10 protein-coding genes are annotated in these 16,038 nt (G+C 54.1%); 6 read left to right on the forward strand and 4 right to left on the reverse strand.

Translation table 11 applies throughout. The features are described 5' to 3' along the window. Positions 1 to 470: 470 nt before the first annotated feature. Positions 471 to 1,004: a hypothetical protein gene (locus tag G497_RS16175; RefSeq protein ID WP_051257725.1), complete on the reverse strand. Its 534-nt coding sequence runs from the start codon at positions 1,002 to 1,004 to the stop codon at positions 471 to 473. A 648-nt stretch (positions 1,005 to 1,652) separates the two neighbouring features. Here G497_RS16175 and G497_RS0101605 point away from each other — a divergent pair. Continuing rightward, complete coding sequence (locus G497_RS0101605) at positions 1,653 to 3,572, forward strand: aconitate hydratase (RefSeq protein WP_027186835.1); 1,920 nt, start codon at positions 1,653 to 1,655, stop codon at positions 3,570 to 3,572. 117 nt (positions 3,573 to 3,689) lie between these two features. Here the strand turns inward: G497_RS0101605 and G497_RS0101610 are convergent, their stop codons facing one another. Next, the gene (locus G497_RS0101610) at positions 3,690 to 4,373 is read right to left on the reverse strand and encodes a GntR family transcriptional regulator (protein WP_027186836.1); all 684 of its coding nucleotides are present in this window, start codon (positions 4,371 to 4,373) and stop codon (positions 3,690 to 3,692) included. A gap of 525 nt (positions 4,374 to 4,898) precedes the next feature. Between G497_RS0101610 and G497_RS0101615 the strand changes: the two genes are divergently transcribed. The 5 genes from G497_RS0101615 to typA all read left to right on the forward strand — a co-directional run bounded on the left by G497_RS0101615 (position 4,899) and on the right by typA (position 11,283). Next, complete coding sequence (locus G497_RS0101615; RefSeq protein ID WP_034636155.1) at positions 4,899 to 5,912, forward strand: TRAP transporter substrate-binding protein; 1,014 nt, start codon at positions 4,899 to 4,901, stop codon at positions 5,910 to 5,912. A gap of 101 nt (positions 5,913 to 6,013) precedes the next feature. After that, positions 6,014 to 6,493 (forward strand): TRAP transporter small permease, encoded by a 480-nt coding sequence (locus G497_RS16180; RefSeq protein ID WP_051257726.1) that lies wholly within the window; start codon positions 6,014 to 6,016, stop codon positions 6,491 to 6,493. A 13-nt stretch (positions 6,494 to 6,506) separates the two neighbouring features. Next, positions 6,507 to 7,781, forward strand: coding sequence for a TRAP transporter large permease (locus G497_RS0101625; RefSeq protein WP_027186838.1), 1,275 nt, complete (start codon positions 6,507 to 6,509; stop codon positions 7,779 to 7,781). Between the two features lie 12 nt (positions 7,782 to 7,793). Then, positions 7,794 to 9,050, forward strand: a complete 1,257-nt coding sequence (locus G497_RS0101630) for a hypothetical protein (RefSeq protein ID WP_027186839.1) — start codon at positions 7,794 to 7,796, stop codon at positions 9,048 to 9,050. Positions 9,051 to 9,444: 394 nt separating this feature from the next. After that, positions 9,445 to 11,283 (forward strand): translational GTPase TypA, encoded by a 1,839-nt coding sequence (gene typA, locus G497_RS0101635; RefSeq protein ID WP_027186840.1) that lies wholly within the window; start codon positions 9,445 to 9,447, stop codon positions 11,281 to 11,283. 468 nt (positions 11,284 to 11,751) lie between these two features. Here typA and G497_RS0101640 read toward each other — a convergent pair whose 3' ends face one another. Further along, positions 11,752 to 14,547, reverse strand: coding sequence for a ComEC/Rec2 family competence protein (locus tag G497_RS0101640; protein ID WP_027186841.1), 2,796 nt, complete (start codon positions 14,545 to 14,547; stop codon positions 11,752 to 11,754). A gap of 15 nt (positions 14,548 to 14,562) precedes the next feature. Next, on the reverse strand, positions 14,563 to 15,828 hold the full coding sequence (gene murA, locus G497_RS0101645) for a UDP-N-acetylglucosamine 1-carboxyvinyltransferase (protein ID WP_027186842.1): 1,266 nt from the start codon (positions 15,826 to 15,828) through the stop codon (positions 14,563 to 14,565). Positions 15,829 to 16,038: the final 210 nt, after the last annotated feature.

Genomic DNA, 16,038 nt, shown 5'->3' on the forward strand with positions numbered 1-16,038 from the left:
GGCGGAGGGTACGGGTAGCTTTGCTGCCCGTACATTTCTACGCAGCCCGAGCGGAGAAGGGAAGACGGCAGTCGCGAGCGTAGCGAGCCGTGGAGGGAGGGCGGAGGGTGCGGGCAGCTTTGCTGCTCGCACATATCCACGTAGCCCGAGCGGAGAAAGGAAGACTTTGGCGTAGGGCTGTATTGGACAACACTACGGCCTAGGAACCTTCCAAGCTCCTGCGAGCGAGTGGAGGCACCGTAGGTGCATCCATGGCGCGAGCAGGGGGCTGTGCTTGGGCGGGGCGTTGGTGAAAAGATAGAATTTTTCGTGCAGGCAAGGCGGCGGCGAATTTTTCAAGGGGCTGACCTCACGGTCTGCCCTGACGGAAAATTCGCCGCCAACGAAGCCTGCGCGGAAAAGCCTAGTTTTACCAACGTGCCACGCCCAAAACCAAAAACAAAAACAAAGGAAGCAGCCTGCCCTACGCCTTAAGCACGGGCGTCCGTAAAGGCATGCACCCCTTCCAGGAACGTACGCTTCACGTCCTGCCAGGGGCGCTCATATATGCGAATAGGGGCAGGTGGCACGCCCTGGGTAATGGCTAGGTCGGGCCAGTGCGTCACCTGGTACATTTCCGCCACCATCACGGCTCTGTCTGCCAGTTTTACCGCTTCCGGCCTGGGCCAGGGCAGCCCAAACCGCGCAGCCACCACCTGCATAAGCCTGTCTTCCACTTGGGTATAGGGCTCCCCCACAAGGCCTTTGGCCGGGGAAACCAAATCCCCCAAATAGGCTTCCGCTGCGTCGTGCAAAAGCCCCCACAGCTTAAGTTCCGGGGGCAAGATATGCGCCACATATTCTGCATGTTGCCCCACAGAATAGTGGTAGGGGCTGGCCCCATTATATCTGTCCAGTTTGGCGCAGTGGTGGGCAATGTCTTCCAGCAAAATGGTTTCTGGTTTGGGCTCAAGCAGGTTTACATCAACCCCTGAAAACGTGCGAACCGTGTGCCGAATGAACATGGGAACTCCTGATGCGTGAGGGCATTTCAATGGTGAAACGCTCTGTGGACACGCAGCGGACACTCGCGAAGTGTGTCGTTTTATTCTATTATCACATGGAGTTATATTGATTTTCCCAGTGTGGTGGAAAGGCAATACAACTTTTCGAAGTGAGATCATGGCAAAACTACGTTTTGCGTGCTTTTTCCATCATATTTCCCTCTGCCTGCGCAAGCGAAATATGGCCTAAGTCACAAAAGGCACTCATTACATTGACTTGAATTAATTTGCAATTGTCATTCTTATACACTTATCGGCTTTGCAAAAGCAAGCATTACAGCCTCACAGTGCATGGTGCAAAATTATTTCGGGCTGTTTACGGGATTCATTTCAGCTTGGGGGACTATTTTATCGCCAACACTGTGTTGCGAGCCTGGAAAAGGTTACGTGTGCCTCATTGCAGTTTGTTCTTGTTTGCCCTATACTTTTTGCCTTCTTAGAGCAAGTTTCCTTTGTGAATAGACGTTCTCAAAGTATTGCACGCCTGCTTCAGCGTTTAGCGCCTGCGTGACGGGTACTTGCGTATGTATGTACCCGTGCATTCCCACAGTGAAAATGCGCTAACGGATGTTTTTGTTGTAACCGCACACATATATGCAGAGGAACCTAATGGCACACAACCTGACCCAAAAAATTTTGGCAGCCCACAGCACCGGGCCATTGCCCGCAGCGGGCGAACCCATTGCCTTGCGTATGGACCAGGCCCTTACCCAAGACGCCACAGGCACCATGGCCTGGTTGCAGTTTGAAGCCCTGGGCGTGCCCAGGGTAAAAACAGACCTTGCTGTAAGCTATGTAGACCACAACACGCTGCAAATGGGCTTTCGTAACCCGGACGACCACCGCTTTTTGCGCACTGCCGCTGCCCGGTTTGGCGCGGTGTTTTCCCCCGCGGGTACAGGCATTTGCCACCAGTTGCACCTGGAAAATTTTGCAAAACCCGGTGCCACGCTTATTGGGTCAGACAGCCACACCCCCACCGCCGGGGGCATAGGTTCCTTTGCCATGGGGGCAGGGGGGCTTTCCGTGGCCCTGGCCATGGCAGGGCAGCCCTATGTAATTCCCATGCCCAAGGTGGTGCGCGTTACCCTCACGGGCAGCTTGCAGGGCTGGGCTTCTGCCAAGGATATTATTTTGCACCTACTTGGCCTGCTTTCCGTAAAAGGCGGGGTGGGCAAGGTGTTTGAATATGCTGGGCCGGGGGTTGCCACCCTTACGGTGCCGGAACGCGCCACCATTACCAACATGGGCGCAGAACTTGGGGCCACCACTTCCTTATTCCCCAGCGACGAACAGGCCCGCCAGTTTCTGGCAGCCCAGGGCCGTGCAGGCGACTGGCAGGCTCTTGCGGCAGACGAAGGCGCTGCCTATGACGAAGAAGTGACCATAGACCTGAATGCCTTGCAGCCCCTTGCCGCTGCCCCGCACATGCCGGACAACGTGGTAACCGTGGCTTCCCTGGCAGGCCTTGGGGTAGACCAGGTGGCTATTGGTTCGTGCACCAACTCTTCCTATGCCGACCTTGCCCAGGCTGCTGCTGTGATGCAGGGCGGGCAGGTGGCTGCGCGGGTGGACGCTTCCGTAAACCCCGGTTCCAAGCAGGTGCTTGCCATGCTGGCACAAGACGGCGGGCTTGTGACGTTATTGCAATCAGGCATGAGGGTACTGGAATGTGCTTGCGGTGCCTGCATTGGCATGGGTGCTTCCCCTGTTTCCCAAGGGGTGAGCGTGCGTACATTCAACCGGAACTTTGAAGGCCGCAGCGGCACCAAAGATGCCAATGTGTATCTGGTTAGCCCGCTAACCGCCGCCCAGGTGGCCCGCCAGGGGCAGTTCACCGACCCTGCCGGGTGGGGCACCCCCCCGGCCAAGGTCAGCCTGCCTGCCACGCCCCCTTCCATCCGGCATCTGTTCCACTTTCCGTCGCAAGAAGGCAGTGGGGTGGAAATTACCCGCGGCCCCAATATTGTGGCCCTGGAAATGTTTGCTCCCCTTGGGCAAACGGTAGAAGCCAAAGTGGTTATTACCCTTGGCGACAACATTACCACCGACCATATCATGCCTGCCGGGGCAGAAATTACTGCCTTGCGCTCTAACCTGCCTGCCATTTCAGAACACGTGTTCGGCAGGGTGGATGCCGGGTTTGTGGCCCGTGCCCGTGCCGCCGGGGTAGGCGTTATTGTGGCCGGGGAAAACTATGGGCAAGGTTCCAGCCGTGAACATGCCGCCCTTGCCCCGCGCCATTTGGGTGTGCGGGTGGTGCTTGCCAAGTCCTTGGCCCGCATTCACCGGGCTAACCTGGTAAACTTTGGTATAATTCCCTTCACCTTTGTGTACGCGGCTGATTACGCCAAGGTAGCAGAAGGTGCCATGGTTAAGGTGAATGCCCAAGCCCTGGTACCGGGTGGTGAAATGCTGGTGGAAGTTCAAGGGGCGGGCCAGATTGCCGTAAAAAACGACCTCAGCCCTGATGAATGGGCCGTTATTCGGGCTGGTGGCTTTTTGAATCACGTGAAAACCATGCTGTAAGGGTATTTGCCTAATAGCTTCGTATCGTAAGCATAACGCGGCCCCTGGAGATTCCGGGGGCTGCTTTATGTTTAATAGCGATTATGCAGGCTTCACAGGCTGCACTATGCCATTGTGTCAATTTCTTCTGGAATCAGAGAGTTCTTTTTCATCATCAGGCGTTACCGGAATTTGCCCCTGCACATAGTTAAACCCTAGCTGGATGTTGCTGTGCAGGATGTTCTCAATGGTTGCAATATCATGATTTTTAAGGGCCACAAGAATTTCCTCGTGGTGTTCTATGGATTGTTTTCTGTACTCATAATCGTACGTATGTGTATTCAGGAAGGTATCTACATGGTCGTTCAGGTGGCCGAAAATATCTAATACATGGGGCATGTCTGCCACCGCATACCATGACAGGTGGAATGTTCTGTCGTGCCAGAAGAACTTTTGCGCTTCGTCAATGTCTTTGCGGGAATTGGCCACAAGTTTCGTCAACTGTTTCAGCGTTGGTGCCGTCATTTTTTTCGCAGCGGCAAGGGCCATTTGGGTTTCCACAAGCTTTCGCGTTTGGTAGATGGTGGCCATTTCTTCCAATGAAGGGGGGGCGCTCACCACCGCACCCTTAAAGGGAATATTCTCTACAAGGCCAGACCTGTCCAGGCGCATGAGGGCATCGCGCACTGGCCCTTGCCCCAAGCCCAGCTTTTTTTGTAAATCCGCAAGCACCAGGCGTGAACCGGGAAGATACTCTCCTGATAAAATGCCATCCCGTATCATCTGATAGGCCGTGACAGATTTGACAATGTTCTTTTTCATGAATGGTCTGTTCCTTCTCCTGCAAAGATTTTAAAATGGAATGTTCAGGTAATGCGAGTTCCGTGAATTTTGGAAACTCGCGTTTTTTCCTTGAATCAGGTGTCCATTTCATGAAAGGCAAGCAACATTGCCAAACGGAATACATTAGCGTCTCCCCCGCACTCATCCCTAGGGGAACTCCCAATATATGTCAACATAACTTCTATTGAGATTATGCATATCTAGTTAAAATAATACGTGTTGCTTGTTGTTTTGGTAAGTATATTTTTCACAAGGCGCTCCCCTGCATGTGTGTAGAGAGTTGGTGGTAAATATATCTCAGTATTCTTTTATTTAAAATAAACAGCTAGTTGTGAGTTATTTTCAAAAATATTTTTTAAAATAAGTGTTAAAATGTTGACATTTCGAGCTTTTCATATGTATTGAGAAAAAAAGCGCAAGCTTATGTGCTTTGTGGCAAGGCTGGTTGCAGGGCAACCCTGCGGCTGAAAAAAGTAACAAGTATAGGAATGTGATGGAGTAAGTATGAAGATGTTACAATTCTTTTCACGCAAAGTGGCACTTACCTTGGCCCTGGCTTTGGCTTTGTCGGCGGGTGGTGTTATTCAAGGCCATGCAGCCCGCATCATCAAGCTCGCTCACCCTAACGTACCTGCCCACCCCATGGGGCAAGGCTATGAACTTTTTAAGAAAGACTTGGAAGAACGTTCCAAGGGCGCATTTAAAGTACAGATATACGACAGCTCAAAGTACGGTAACTTTGACGCAGTAGTGCAGGGCATCCGTATGGGTGTGTTGCAAATGGGTTCCGACGGTGTTGGCAACTTTTCTGTATTCAACCCTAAACTGATGCTTTTTGATATGCCGTTCATGATTCCCAGTTACGAAGCTTCCGACCTGATTACCGACGGCCCCATTGGCCAGGAACTGGCCAAAAGTCTTGAAAGTAACAACATCAAGGGCCTTGGCTATATTGAAATTGGCTTTAAAAACATCTTTAGCAACCGCCCGGTACGTACCCTGGAAGATGCCAAGGACTTGAAAATTCGCTCCACGCACTCCAAGGCACACATTGCTGTGTTGCAGGCATTGGGTATGAACCCCACCCCTGTGGCATGGGGTGAAGTATACACAGCCCTGCAACAAAAAACCGTAGACGGCATTGATATTGACCTGAACCTTGCCTATTTCAACAAGTTTCCGGAATTGACCAAATACGTGACCATGTCGCGCACCGTATATTCCCCCCACCTTGTGATGATTTCCACAAAATTCTGGGACAAGCTGACCCCACAGGAACAGCAGTGGGTTACTGAATCCTTCAAGGTGATGCAAGAGTTTGAGCGTGCTGAAATCCGCAAGAACGAAGCGATGATTATTGAAAAAATCAAAGCTTCTGGCGGCGAGGTTATTGAACTTACACCTGAAGAGCGCCAGCGCTGGGTGGAAGCCACCAAAGGCGTGTTTGCCAAATTTAATGATGCTATTCCCGCTGCCACAGTAGAAGCTGTGCGCAACACCGTGAATGCCGGAAAGTAGACTTTTTGTTCTTGCGGAGGGTACGTGTGGTTTGGCCATACGTACCTCTCCTTTACATAACGCAGGCTCCACCTTCATCGTTCAGCATACTGGAGACTCTCATGCTACGCGTTTTAAAGAATATTGAAGAAGTTGTTTCTTCAAGCCTCTTGGGGCTCATGACTGTTGTCATTATCATTCAGGTCATCTTTCGGTATTTTATTTCGTACTCCCTGGCATGGCCTGAAGAATTGGGGCGCTACCTCTTTATTGCTTCCGTGTACATAGGCTCAAGCTATGTGGAACAACACGACAAGCACCTGGCCATTACCATTTTGCGCACCAACGGCGGGAAATTTTTGGGTAAATGGCTGCCAGTGTTTGTGCACTGCGTGACCATTGCCTTTTCTGGCCTTATGGCCGTGTGGGGCACACAAATGGTTGTTTTTATGTATGCAACAAACCAGCTTGCCCCGGCCATAGAACTTCCCATGTACATTGTGTATGCCTCCATCCCCCTGGGCATGGCGGGCATGGGCATTCGCGCCGCCATCAACCTTGCTCGCAACTGGCCAAAAAACCAGAGCCTTTGTTCAGAATAATAAGGGATACATCATGGAACTACCAATTATTTTAAGTGTAATCACCCTTGTTGTCATGCTGGCCTTGAGTGTGCCCATTGGCATTTCTATCGGCAGTTGTGTGGCTGTGGCTGTGCTGTTTGGCGACTTGCCAGTAGAATTTTTGCTGCAAAAAATGTTCACCTCCATCGACTCCTTCCCACTGCTGGCAGTGCCCTTCTTTATTTTGGCCGGGGAAATTATGCAAAAGGGGAGCATGGCCCAGGCCTTGCTCAACATTTCCCGCTGTCTTGTAGGGCATATCACAGGGGGCATGGCCCATGTTTCCATTCTTACCAGCATGTTTTACGGGGCGCTGAGCGGTTCTTCCCCTGCTACTGTTGCGGCTGTGGGTGGCATCATGATTCCGGCCATGGAAAAAGAAGGCTACAGCAAAGACTTTTCCGCAGCGGTGAACACGGCCAGCGGGTGCCTTGGGGTTATGATTCCCCCCTCAGTACCGCTGATTATTTATGGCACAACCGCCAACGTTTCCGTGGGTGACCTGTTTTTATGCGGCATTGTCCCTGGCATTTTTATTGGCATACTGCTTATGGTGCTCAGCTACTTTATGTCTAAGCGCTATGGCTATGTAGGCACATCAACCCGGGCCAGCGTTGGAGACACCATGAAGGCACTTGGCAAGGCCAAATACGCCTTGCTGGTTCCCCTTATTGTGCTGGGCGGTATTTATGGCGGCATTACTACCCCTACGGAAGCCGGTGCCATTGCCGTTATTTATGCCTTTGCTGTGGAAGGGTTTGTTCTGAAAACACTCTCCCTTCGCGCTGTCATGGATATTTTTAAAGGGGCAAGCCTTACCTCCGCTTCCATTTTTATTGTGGTAGCAACGGCAAGTGCCTTTGGCCAGCTTCTTATGATTTATAACGTGCCAGATACGCTGGTGGAATGGCTTTCCGGCATGGCTGGCAATAAAAATCTTCTTTTGTTCGCTGTAGTTATCCTGCTGCTGGTCACAGGCACCTTCATGGACGCCCTTGCCAACATCCTCATTCTTACGCCCCTGTTGCAGCCGTTGCTCATCACTGCGGGTGTGGATATGACCCACTTTGGCATTATCATGATTGTGGCCTGTTCCCTTGGTTTCCTTACCCCCCCGGTGGGCGTGAACCTGTTTGTGGGGTGCGGCATTGCCAAAATCAGCATTGAACGTTTAAGCTATGCCGTGTTGCCCTTCCTTGGGGTTATGATCATTGGGCTCTTGGTACTCACGTACGTTCCTGCCATTTCTTTGTTCATTTTGAAGTAACGGGAACAAGGCATGACAACAATATTACCAGCGGCCATAGCAGCTCCTAAAGCAGCCCTTGCCGGGCACATTGGCGTGGGGCATGCGTATAGCCATTCCGGGTTTGTGCAGGAAGATTCCGTGGGGTTCGCCGCATTATTGCACATTTTGCAACGTGCCTGCCCCATGAATTTTACTGTGACCAAAGTGGATGGCGAGGGCGACACGGTGCGTGTGCATACAGCGCAAGGTGGCGTTGGTGAAGGCACCGCACTTCGTGGCTTTACCCCTTTTGAACGTGACATGATGCAACGTGCTGTGGGGCAAGTTTGCCTTGCCCCGCAAACTGCTGCCGTGCGCATTTTCGGGCGTATATATGGGCAGGGTGTTTGTGAGCCTGCTGCGGCATTTTCCCTTGCTTTGGCCAAAGCCTATGTGCATACCGTGCAGTTGGCATGGCCTGAAGCCACCCTTCATGCCCCTGAAGATGTAGCAGGGGGGTGTGGGGAGTTTTTAGGTGGCAACATGAGTGTGCACAATGAACCTGTTGCGTGGCTTTTGTCGGTGAACGCCAGCCCAGGCGGAATTGGCCCAGTGGAAGATGCCGAAGGCATTATCCCCATTGGCAACAAAGGGGAGCTCATGGCGGCATTGGGCATGGATACGTGCCCTGCCCTTATTCTGGAATCAAAAGCGTATAACCCCAAATTGTCCGATGCGCTTGCCGAAACCACCTATTATGCCCGCTGGAACGAAGAGCACGATAATGCCGTGGTGGGGGCGTGCCTGCGCATGGCCCTTGAAGAAAGTGGCCTGCCGTTCAAAGTGCAGGCCGATGCCTACCCCCGTAATGGGGCGTTAACGGATGAAACGAAGCGCATTGGAGATGTTATTGCCCAGTTGGGCCAGGAGTATGCCAGCGCACAAACGGCTTCCCACAAGGTGACCCTTGCCTACCGTTTGGCGTGTATTGCCAGCCAGGACTTGGGGGGCAGTATATTTATGTCGGATGTCATATTTGAGCTTGCTGGCGCTGGCGGGCTGTGGCCTGGGCAGGCCGCAGTGCTTTCCAGCCTTACAAGCCAGGATGATTTACGGCGTATGGGCACCCTGACGGTGACGGAGGAAGAGCTGCGCCGCTTGGCAGATATTGCTTTAGCAACGGCCTGCCATATGACCCAGCAGCATGCTGCTGCGTTGCGCATTCTTGAAGACAAAAGACCTGCGCACACACCGCAGCAATTGCTTGACTTAGTGAGCAATAGTGGAGCGACTCCCCCCTCGCTATAAAGCGCACTCCATGTGGAAAACGGTTGCTAACGGGCTGTGTGTGAAATTTTTATTTCTCACGCAGCCCGCTTTTTTTGTATACTTACGAAGGCAAACAGTAAGAACCCCCACAGCCCCAAAAAATAGCAACGCATACCGAATTTTTTTCTTGCGCTTTACCGCCTGTGGGCTTACCTACTGTGTGGTAGTTTGAAAGGGAAAACTTGAGTTCCCGGCTTTTTTGTTCCCAGGCTCTGTCTGTTGCGCTTGCCCCACCGCTTTTTGCAAACGAATTTTGTCTGTGTGCACTCGCAGCCCTTGCTTGGGGCAGAACACAAAAACCGCTTACATCGAGCTTCCTGTATTATAACAGCGGAATTTTGTATTCCTCATAAACGGTACTGGACACAAACGTATGACGCAATTGCAGCACAATGACAAGATTCGGAATATCGCCATTATAGCCCACGTAGACCACGGCAAAACCACTCTGGTGGATGCCATGTTCCGACAAAGCGGTGTTTTCCGGGAAGGCCAGGCAGTGCAGGAACGCATTATGGACCGCGGCGACATTGAACGTGAGCGGGGCATTACCATTTCTGCCAAAAACTGTGCTGTTACTTGGCACGACATTAAAATTAATATATTGGACACCCCTGGCCACTCCGACTTTGGTGGCGAGGTGGAACGCGCCCTTTCCATGGTTTCCGGCGCTATTTTGCTGGTGGACGCTTCCGAAGGCCCGCTGCCGCAAACCCGTTTTGTTCTTGGCAAAACCCTGGAAGCAGGCTTGCCCATTATTGTGGTGGTGAACAAGGTAGACCGCAAGGACGCCCGCCCCGCAGAAGTACTGAACGAAGTATACGACCTGTTTATTGACCTGGGCGCTTCTGAAGACCAACTGGATTTTCCCGTACTGTTTGCCATTGGCCGTGAAGGCATTGCCATGAAAACAGCGGAAGAACGCAGCACAGATCTTTCCATTTTGTTTGAATCCATCCTTGAGAACATTCCTGGTCCGGAATACAACGATGAAGAACCCTTCCACATGCTTGTTTCCGACCTGGACTATTCCGACTACCTGGGCCGCCTTGCGGTGGGCCGTGTTGCCCACGGCCACCTGAGCATGGGGCAAACCCTTACTCGCATGGACGAAGACGGCGAAGCAAAACCCGCTCGCGTGAACAAAATTCAGTTGTATCAGGGTATTGAGCTGGTGGAAGTGCAGGAAGTTGGCCCTGGCGACATTGTGGTGCTCGCCGGACTGGAAGATGTGACCATTGGCGACACCCTGTGTACCAGAGAAGCCTTGCGCACCTTGCCCCGCATTCGGGTGGACGCCCCTACGGTGTCCATGTCCTTTTCCATCAACTCTTCCCCCCTTGCCGGGCAGGAAGGGAAAATTGTACAGTCCCGTAACATTCGCGACCGTCTGTTCCGCGAAATGCAACGTAACGTGGCCGTGCAGGTGGAAGATACCGCCACGGGCGACAGCTTTGTGGTGAAAGGCCGTGGTGAACTGCAACTTGCTATTCTTATTGAAGAAATGCGCCGCGAAGGCTATGAACTTAGCGTGAGCCGCCCCAAGGTTATTACCCGCGTGGTGGATGGCCAATTGCAAGAACCCATTGAAAACGTGCTTATTGACTGCGACGAAGCCTTCATGGGCGTAGTGACGGAAAAAGTGACCCTGCGCAAGGGCCGCATGACAAGCTTGCACAACAACGGTTCTGGCCGTATACGCATGGAATTTTCCGTGCCTTCCCGTGGGCTTATTGGCTACCGCGACGAATTCCTGACCGACACCAAAGGCACTGGCATTATGAACTCCTACCTTGATGGGTATGAGCCATACCGTGGTGATTTCCCTGTGCGTTTTACAGGTTCCTTGGTGGCAGACCGCGCTGGCACGGCTGTGGCGTATGGCCTGTTTAACCTGGAGCCACGCGGCGAAATGTTTGTGGTGCCGGGCCAGCCCATGTATGAAGGCCTTGTTATTGGTGAACACAACCGTAGCAACGACATTGACGTAAACCCCAGCAAAGAAAAGAAGCTGAGCAACATGCGCGCTTCCGGCAAGGATGAACACATTATCCTTACCCCGGTGCGCCCCATGACCCTGGAACGGGCCCTGCACTTTTTGGAAGACGACGAACTGGTGGAAGTGACCCCCAAGTCTATTCGCATACGTAAAGTGATACTGAGTGCCCAAAAGCGCCACCAGGTTATCGGCGCAAAAAAGAAAGAAGCGTAAGGAAACGCTGATTTATTCCGTTTGGTGGCGTTATATCCCTTAAGCCGACGGCAGTCGCGAGCGTTAGCGAGCCATGAAGCGAGGGCGAAGGGTGCGGGTGGCTTTGCTGCCCGCACATCTCCACGAAGCCTGAGCGGATAAAGGAAACAGTCGAGGACAGAAGAGTTGACTCGGCCCTTCCTGGGCCTCGGCCTTCGGCTCCTGCCCTACGGGCAGTTCCCAATTCCGCTTTCCTGCGGAATTGTCACTCCTGCTTCAAAAAAAGCTTGCGCCTTGCCAAACGAAATAACTGCGCGTTTCCAAACTGCTAATTAATCACTGCGTCCCTAATTCTGCTGTGCGGTAGTAAACCGCTGCTGGCTTCAAACAACAACGCCCGGTTCTTTATGAGCCGGGCGTTGTTGTTTTGTGTGGTTTGAGACCATTGCATAGCTCTTCCGAAAACTGGCAATGACTGCTTTTTTACTATCAGTTGAACAGGGCGTTACGGAACGTGTTGGCGGGAGTGGTGTGCTCCTGCCGTGTTGTGGTTACCACTGGTGCTGTGGTGGGGGCTGTAAAATGCAGGCCAATGGCTCCGGTCTTGGCCGTGGCGTATAGGGGAATATGCATCTCTTGCAGCACATCACTGATGGTTCGGTGGGCAAATTGCCCGCTGGGCACGTGGCGCGCGCTGACCAGGGCAAAACGGGGGCTTGCCGCAGCATACAGGGCCGGGGCCAGGGCTGAACCTGCCCCGTGGTGGGGTAGCACCAGGGCCTGGGCGCGCACGGGGTTTGTGCTGGCAATGGTGTCCAGTTCCTGGGTACTTAAATCGCCGCACAGCAGCACCAGCCCGGTGCCTTCCCACACAAGGCGCAAGGCAAGGGAACGGTCATTGCGTCCATTTTTTGAAGAAGGGGTTGTGGTGGTGCCTTCCGGCCACAGCACTTCAAGCCCAAGGCCAGGGGCCAGGGGAATGAAGTTCCCTTTGCTGACCTCTACCGGGGAAAGGCCGCTGTACCTGAGTGCCGCATCGTAGTGTACTTGCAGGTACGAGTTGGGGGCATCGTCTGTTTTCAAAAAGCGGCCTACCTGAAAGTGTTGCAGCAGGTACACCAACCCACCAAGGTGGTCGGCGTCGGCATGGGTGTTAATAACGGCGTCCAGCCGGGGCAGCGCTGCATAGGTTAAAACAGGGGCCACAATTTGCTTGCCCTGGTCAAAACCGGTGGAAAAGCGGATACCGCCATCAATAAGGGCACGGCCTGAAGCTTGGGGCAGGTGCCATTCTATCAGTGCAGCTTGGGCGTGACCCACATCAAGCAGGGTAAACTGTACCCCGGTAGGACGTTGGCTTAGGGGCAGTAAAACTCCGGCAAGGCACAGAGTGAAGCCAGCAGCCGCAAGGAGGACAAGGCGGGGGGGGGCATACTTGCCCGCACGGGTACGTTCTTGCTGCGCGCCCGGTTGAGGCGCATGCACTATGGTTGCGCGGGGGCGTAACACCCACGCGAAAAGGAGAAAAGGCAGGCTGGCACACAGCGCCCACCATCCGGCAATAAACAGCCAGTGTGGCCGGGGAAGGAGCGGTGCCCACAGCACCCCGGCGTTGTCCATGCGTTCCAGTAAGGCCAGCAGCCAGGTGCAGGGCAGGCTGGCAAGGTGCAGGCAAAAGGTAGCCACCCCACTCAGGCCCAAGGCGGTGGCAGCCAGCCCGGCAAAGGCCAGGGGCATAATAAGGGTGCCCAGCAGGGGCAGCCATATAAGATTCAGGGGCAACCACACCCCGGCAGAGCCAAAGGTGGCAATAAGCACCGGGGCCATTACTAACTGAATGGTGCAGGTGGTGAACAGCAAGTAAAAGGCCCATTTACCTACGCTTTGTAGGCCAGAATCATGGTTTTTACGTAAGCCCTGCTGTGGGAACAGGCGGTTTGCCACGGCTTGGCCAAGGGGCAGGTACAAGGCAATGGCAGCAATGCTCAGGGCGGAAAGCTGTAAGCTGGAAGCAAACAGGGCCAATGGGTTCCATAATGCGATGCCTGCCAGGGCCAGGAGCAGGCCGTCGTAAAGGCAGGCCGGGCGGCGCAGCAAAAACAGGGCACCCAACCCCACAAACATGCAAAAGGCCCGCAACAGAGAAAGGGGTGCCCCCCCAAGCCATAAGTAAAGCAGGGCAACCGGCAGGCCAAGAAGCAGGCTGAGTACCGGGCGCGGGAGCCACAGGTATATTCGTGGGGCTACGTGGGCAATGGCCCTGACTGCGCAAAAACCAAGCAGCAGGGCATAGCCAAGGTGCAGGCCGGAAAGGGCCAGGCTGTGGGCCAGGGTAGATTGATTGATGCGCTCGGTATGTTCCGGGGCAATAAAGGAGCGGTCGCCAAAGAGCAAGGCAGGCAGCAGTGTGGCACCGGGCAGTAGGGGGGGGATGTCTTCTGTGGGAGTAAATTTACCGTTGAGAGTGCCCACGGTGCCTTCCGGCGCGGCAAGTGGGGCGCGTGGCAGCAGGCCCAGGGTTTGCTGCACCAACTGCTGGCGCAGGCGACTGGTGGTGTTTGGCTGGCCTGTTACCTGCACTATGGCCTTGGCAGAAGATGTGGCCCGCAGCCACACATTTTGGTCAAACCAGTAGCCTTCCGGGTTCCAGGAGTGGGGGTTGGCAAACCCGCGTATGGGGGAAAGGGTCATGGGGGCCTGCACATACTGCCCTTCCAGGGGGAGCGGTGTGGGCGCTTGCCCTGTCCATTGCACCAGGCCTGTGTAAGGTTCCTCGTGCGGGGCAGGGGGGCTGGTAGCCGCGCTCCGGGCTTTCTGGAGCGATTGTACTGGCTCTGCTGGTTCTATTGATTCTACTGGCGCAAGCTGGGTAAGAATAAGCTGCACCTTGCCTTCAGGGCGTGGAATAACCTGTTCCACCCTGCCAGTAAGGTGCAGCTTGGGGGCACTGAAGGGGTTGCGGCCCCACTGGTCAAAGTGCTCTTGCACCCACTGGGGCAGGGGTGGCTCCTGCGGGGTGCGAACGAAGGTATAGGCAGCGCCTGCACCAAACAGCATGAACATTAAAAGGGGCAGGGTGGCAAAAGCCAGCTTGCGCTGTGCCCTCTGCCATGCCTGCCACAGTACGCCACAAAGAATAATGGCAAGGGCAAAAAACCCCTGGGCAGGAAAACGCGCCCCCACAATGCCCGCCAGGAAGGCGAAAATTCCCCACTGGCGCAGTAAAAAAGCCGGTGGCAGCAGCCGGGGGGCGGTGGTTTGGCGTGTGCGTTGCCCAAGTGCCATTAACGTAGCGTTTCCCTACGCGTTTTCTTGCATACGGCGAATACGCGCCCCCACCTTTTCCAGCTTTTCTTCAATGTGTTCATAACCTCTGTCCAGGTGGTAAATGCGCTGCACATGGGTTGTGCCTTGGGCCGCAAGGCCTGCAATAACAAGGCTGGCGCTTGCGCGCAGGTCGGAAGCCATTACAGGTGCCCCTGTAAGGTGCTTTACCCCGCGTATTACTGCGCGTGAACCGGCAAGGCGAATGTCTGCCCCCATGCGGGAAAGTTCCGGCACGTGCATGAAGCGGTTCTCAAAAATGGTTTCTTCTACGGTGCTGGACCCTTCCGCCAGGGTCATAAGGGTCATGATCTGGGCCTGCATGTCTGTGGGGAAGCCAGGGTAAGGGCTGGTGGTCATATCTACCCCGCGCAGGGTGCCATTGCGTCGCACGCGCACGCCCTGGTCGCATGGCTCCAGGGTAATGCCCATTTCGCCCATTTTTGCCATAACAGCGGTAAGCTCTTCCACCGGGCAGCCTTCAATAAGGCATTCCCCGCCTGTAATGGCCGCAGCAGCCAGAAAAGTGCCTGCCTCAATGCGGTCGGGCATAATGCTGTACTCTTTGCCGCGCAGGGCAGCCACACCATGAATGTGAATGGTGTCGGTGCCGTGCCCGGAAATCTTGGCCCCGCAGGCATTTAAGAAATTGGCAAGGTCTTTAATTTCCGGTTCTTTGGCGGTGTTGCGCAAAATGGTTTCCCCTTCTGCCAGGGCTGCCGCCATAATAAGGTGTTCTGTGCCGCCTACGGTAGGAAAATCAAAGGTAATGTCTGCACCGTGCAGCTTTTTGCAGTGCCCTACAATATAGCCGGAATCCAGCTCAAAGGTGGCCCCCATTTTTTCCAGGGCCTTAGTGTGCTGTTCCACCGGGCGCGCACCAATGGCACAGCCACCGGGCAAGGCTACCTTGGCCTGCCCAAGGCGGGCCAGCAAAGGGCCAAGCACCAGCACGGAAGCCCGCATGGTTTTTACCAGGTCGTAAGGTGCTTCCGGCTGCAAGGCACCCGGTACAACGTTTACGCTGTTGCCCGTTTCCCCGGTGAATTCGGCATCGCACCCCAGCACACGCAACAGGGCGTTGGTGGTGCGAATGTCGCGCAGGCGCGGTACGTTATGGAAAGTAAGGGGGGCATCAAGCAATATGGAGGCAAAAAGAATGGGCAGGGCTGCGTTTTTGGAACCACTTACTGCAATGGTGCCGTTCAGGGGCAGGCCGCCTTCAATAACAAGTTTTTCCATGGGGGTTCCTTCAGGAAGGGTATGTGTGGCAGTGCAGCCAGTTGGGCGCACCTGTTGTATGTATGGGTATATTTAGGCTGGTATTTGTGCATGATTGTGGGTGCATAACCAGCGGGCACAGTAGCATAGCTTCATGTAAAACTCCAGCCTGCCGGGGTGTGTATACTTTCTTTAAAAAAATTAGGAAAATTGCTTGACCTTGGGTGCAAA

This window comes from Desulfovibrio cuneatus DSM 11391 (genome assembly GCF_000430005.1).
Lineage (GTDB): Bacteria > Desulfobacterota > Desulfovibrionia > Desulfovibrionales > Desulfovibrionaceae > Frigididesulfovibrio > Frigididesulfovibrio cuneatus.